4 protein-coding genes are annotated in these 3,910 nt (G+C 72.1%); 3 read left to right on the top strand and 1 reads right to left on the bottom strand.

Features of this window, described 5'->3' with window-relative positions:
• Positions 1–213: 213 nt before the first annotated feature.
• Complete coding sequence (locus CA983_RS41330) at positions 214–993, bottom strand: IclR family transcriptional regulator (protein WP_086605803.1); 780 nt, start codon at positions 991–993, stop codon at positions 214–216.
• Between the two features lie 110 nt (positions 994–1,103).
• On the opposite strand from CA983_RS41330, the gene CA983_RS41325 reads away from it, so the two are divergent.
• The 3 genes from CA983_RS41325 to CA983_RS41315 form a co-directional block, all read left to right on the top strand.
• Positions 1,104–2,051 (top strand): 5-dehydro-4-deoxyglucarate dehydratase, encoded by a 948-nt coding sequence (locus tag CA983_RS41325; RefSeq protein ID WP_167407553.1) that lies wholly within the window; start codon positions 1,104–1,106, stop codon positions 2,049–2,051.
• Positions 2,048–3,337 carry a glucarate dehydratase family protein gene (locus CA983_RS41320; protein ID WP_086605801.1) on the top strand — a complete coding sequence of 430 codons (1,290 nt, stop codon included), beginning with the start codon at positions 2,048–2,050 and terminating at the stop codon, positions 3,335–3,337. Before CA983_RS41325 ends, CA983_RS41320 begins: the two co-directional genes overlap by 4 nt.
• Positions 3,338–3,476: 139 nt before the next feature.
• Positions 3,477–3,910 (top strand): carbohydrate kinase family protein (locus tag CA983_RS41315; protein WP_244207319.1); only part of this gene is annotated, 434 nt, incomplete at its 3' end.

Raw genomic sequence — 3,910 nt, 5'->3', positions numbered from 1 at the left:
GGGCGAACACGGGCGTTCCCAGGGCATGCGGAAGGAGCGGCGGACGAGGGGGGGTTGGGCGACGACCGTCGACGGACAGGAACGCGCGGGCAATTTGTATCAAGCAAGTAGTCGTACGAGTTAACCCAGGCCGTGTGATGTGGCGCACGTTGCGTTTGGTGCGGTGAAGTCCGGGTAGACGAGCGCCTTTTCCGAGGTGAAGTGGCGTCTCCGCTAACGCCAGTGCACCGACCCGGCCCCCGGAACCGTCGCCTCCACCTTCGCCCGGATCTCCCGCATCACGACGACGATCCGCTCCTCGTGCTCCGGCGTGAGCCGGGCCACCGGCACCGAGCAGCTGATCGCGTCCAGTGCCGGGATGTCGTAGCGCAGCGCGAATCCGAAGCCGACGATGCCGGTCACGCCCTCCTCCCGGTCCACGGACCAGCCGCGGGCCCGGACCTGGGCGAGGTCGGCCGCCAGGGACTCCCGGCTGGTGTGCGAGTTCGGGGTCAGTGCCTCGTACGGCCCCTCGGGCAGTTCCGCGTCCGGGCGTTCCGCCAGCAGGGCCTTGCCCAGGGCTCCTGCGTGCGCGGGCAGCCGCCGCCCCACCCGGCTGATCGTGCGCAGGTACTCGTGCGACTCCCGCGTCGCCAGGTACGCCACGTCCCGGCCGTCCAGCCGGCCCATGTGGATCGTCTCGCCGAGCGCCTCGGACGCCTCGTCGAGATACGGCCGTACGACCCGGACCCGGGGGTCGGAGTCGAGGTAGCTGGTGCCCGTGAGCAGGGCGTGGATGCCGATGCCGTACAGGGAGCCGGTGACGTCGGTGCGGACCCAGCCGCGCGAGATCAGGGTCTGGAGCAGCGCGTACATCGAGCTGCGCGGCACGCCCAGTTCGTCGGCCAGCTCCTGGAGCCGGGCCGGGCGGTCGCCGCGTGCCGCGAGGAGTTCCAGCAGCTCGACCGTGCGGGCCGCGGACTTCACTTCGCGGACGCCCCCTGTGTCTGACATGTGCCGATCGTAATCGGGCCGCCCTCTGCGGTTGACGTTCACCTGTCCAGCCATCATTCTCATACATAAATGGCGTCTACATAAGGAGACAGCGAGGGATGGCCGAGGACATGAGCGTGAGCGCTGGACCGGGTGGGGTCGCGCACCGGCTGCGGGAGGGCATGGCCGGCGGCGTGCTGTCGTTCCCGCTGACCAGCTTCCGCGACGACGGCACCCTCGACCCGGACGGCTTCCGCGCCTACGTCGCGGACCGGCTCGCCACCTCGCCCGGCGCCGTCTTCCCCGCCTGCGGCACCGGCGAGTTCTTCTCGCTCGACGAGGACGAGTACCGGCAGGTCGTCACCATCACGGTCGAGGAGGCGGCGGGCCGCGTACCGGTCGTGGCCGGGACCGGCTACGGCTGGGCGCAGGCCGTCCGGTTCGCGCGCATCGCCGAGGACGCCGGCGCCGACGCGCTCCTGGTGCTGCCGCACTACCTCGTCGCCGCCCCGCAGGACGGGCTGGTCGCCCAGCTCGAACAGATCGCCGCTCGCACCCGGCTGCCGCTGATCGCCTACCAGCGCGGACAGGTCGCGTTCACCGCCGAGTCGTTCAAGCGCATCGCGGCCCTGCCGGGCGTCATCGGCCTCAAGGACGGCCACAGCGACCTCGACCGGCTCCAGCGTCTCACCCTCGCCGCGCCCGAGGACTTCCTGTTCTTCAACGGCGCCGCCACCGCCGAGATCCAGGCCCGCGCCTACGCCGCCGTCGGCGTCCCCGCCTACTCCTCCGCGGTCCACGCCTTCGCCCCCGAGATCTCCGACGCCTTCTTCGCCGCCCTGCGCGACGGCGACCACGGCACCGTCGACAAGCTGCTGCGCGGCTTCTACGTCCCGCTCGTCGAACTGCGCGACCGCGTCCCCGGGTACGCCGTGTCGCTGGTGAAGGCGGCGGCCCGGCTGCGCGGCCACCCGGTGGGCCCCGTACGCGCCCCGCTCACCGACCCCTCGCCCGCCGACCTGGCCGCCCTCACCGCCCTCCTCACCGCGGGACTCGACCTCGTGGGAGCCGCTCTGTGAACCTCGCCGTCACCGACGTACGGCTCACGCCGATCCTGGTCGCGGACCCGCCGCTGCTGAACACCCAGGGCGTGCACCAGCCGTACACGCCCCGGCTGATCGTCGAGGTCGTCACGGCGGACGGGGTCACGGGCGTGGGGGAGACCTACGGCGACACCAAGTACCTGGAGCTGGCCCGGCCCTTCGCCGAGCGGCTGAAGGGGCGGCAGATCAGCGACCTGAACGGGCTGTTCACGGTCGCGGACCAGGTCGCGGTGGACGCCTCCCGGGTCGAGAACGCCGTCGACGTCGGCGGGCTGCGCGGTGTCCAGACCGCCGACAAGCTGCGTCTTTCCGTCGTCTCCGCCTTCGAGGTGGCCTGTCTCGACGCCCTCGGCAAGGCCCTCGGACTGCCCGTGCACGCGCTGCTCGGCGGCAAGGTGCGCGACGCCGTCGAGTACAGCGCGTACCTGTTCTACAAGTGGGCCGGCCACCCGGAGGGCACCGCCTGCGAGAAGGACGACTGGGGGGCCGCCGTCGACCCGGCCGGGGTGGTGGAACAGGCCCGCCGGTTCACCGAGCGGTACGGCTTCACCTCCTTCAAGCTCAAGGGCGGTGTCTTCCCGCCCGACGAGGAGATCGCGGCCGTACGGGCGCTCGCCGAGGCGTTCCCCGGGCATCCGCTGCGGCTCGACCCCAACGGCGCCTGGTCCCTGGAGACCTCACTGAAGGTGGCGCGGGAACTCGGGGACGTCCTGGAGTACCTGGAGGACCCGACCCTCGGCATCCCCGCCATGGCCGAGGTGGCCGAGCGGACCGGGGTGCCACTCGCCACCAACATGTGCGTGACGACCTTCGCCGAGGTCAAGGAGGCGTTCACGCGGGGCGCTGTCCAGGTGCTGCTCTCCGACCACCACTACTGGGGCGGACTGCGCAACACCCAGCAGCTCGCCGCCGTCTGCCGCACCTTCGGCGTCGGTGTGTCGATGCACTCCAACACCCACCTGGGCATCTCCCTCGCCGCGATGACCCACGTGGCGGCCACCGTCCCGGACCTCCACCACGCCTGCGACTCCCACTACCCCTGGCAGTCGGAGGACGTGCTCACCGAGCGGCTCGGCTTCGAGGACGGCAAGGTGACCGTGTCCGACGCGCCCGGGCTCGGCGTGGAGCTCGAACGTGAGCGGCTGGCCGTGCTGCACCGGCGGTGGCTGGAAGACGACGGTGCGCTGCGGGACCGCGACGACGCTGCGGCCATGCGGGTCGCCGACCCGGCGTGGGTGACGCCCTCGGTGCCCCGCTGGTAGCCCCGGCTCTCCGGTGGTCCAGGGGGCGCGCGGGGGCCGGTGCGAGCTGACGGAACGGGCGGGACCGGCGTGATCGGCGTCACGCTGTCGGTGACGTGGTGCAGACTGGCCTGAACCGCACCACGTCAGGGAGCGCATCGTGATCGCGTCCACCGCCCCGGCAGGAAAGGGCCCGGCCGGAAAGGGATCGCACCGCCAGAGCCAGGTCGATCCCCTCGCCCTGCTGCGCGCGCCGGACGACCCGCCCTGGGACGTCTATCTCACCGGCACCGTCTTCCTCGACATCATCTTCACCGGGCTCGACTCCGCCCCGGTGCGCGGGACGGAGTCCTGGGCGCGCGGGATGGGATCGAGCCCCGGCGGCGTCGCCAACATGGCCACCGCCCTGGCCCGCCTCGGCCTGCGGACGTCCCTCGCGGCGGCCTTCGGCGACGACCACTACGGCGACTACTGCYGGGACGCCCTGGAGCACGGCGAGGGCATCGACCTCTCCACGTCGCGCACGGTGCCCGGCTGGCACTCCCCGGTGACGGTCTCCATGGCCTACGAGGGGGAGCGCACGATGGTCTCGCA

It is taken from the genome of Streptomyces swartbergensis, from assembly GCF_002148965.1.
Taxonomy (GTDB): Bacteria; Actinomycetota; Actinomycetes; order Streptomycetales; family Streptomycetaceae; genus Streptomyces; species Streptomyces swartbergensis.
The sequence above is the reverse complement of the archived record's forward strand: the minus strand, read 5'-3'. Positions and strand labels throughout refer to the sequence as shown.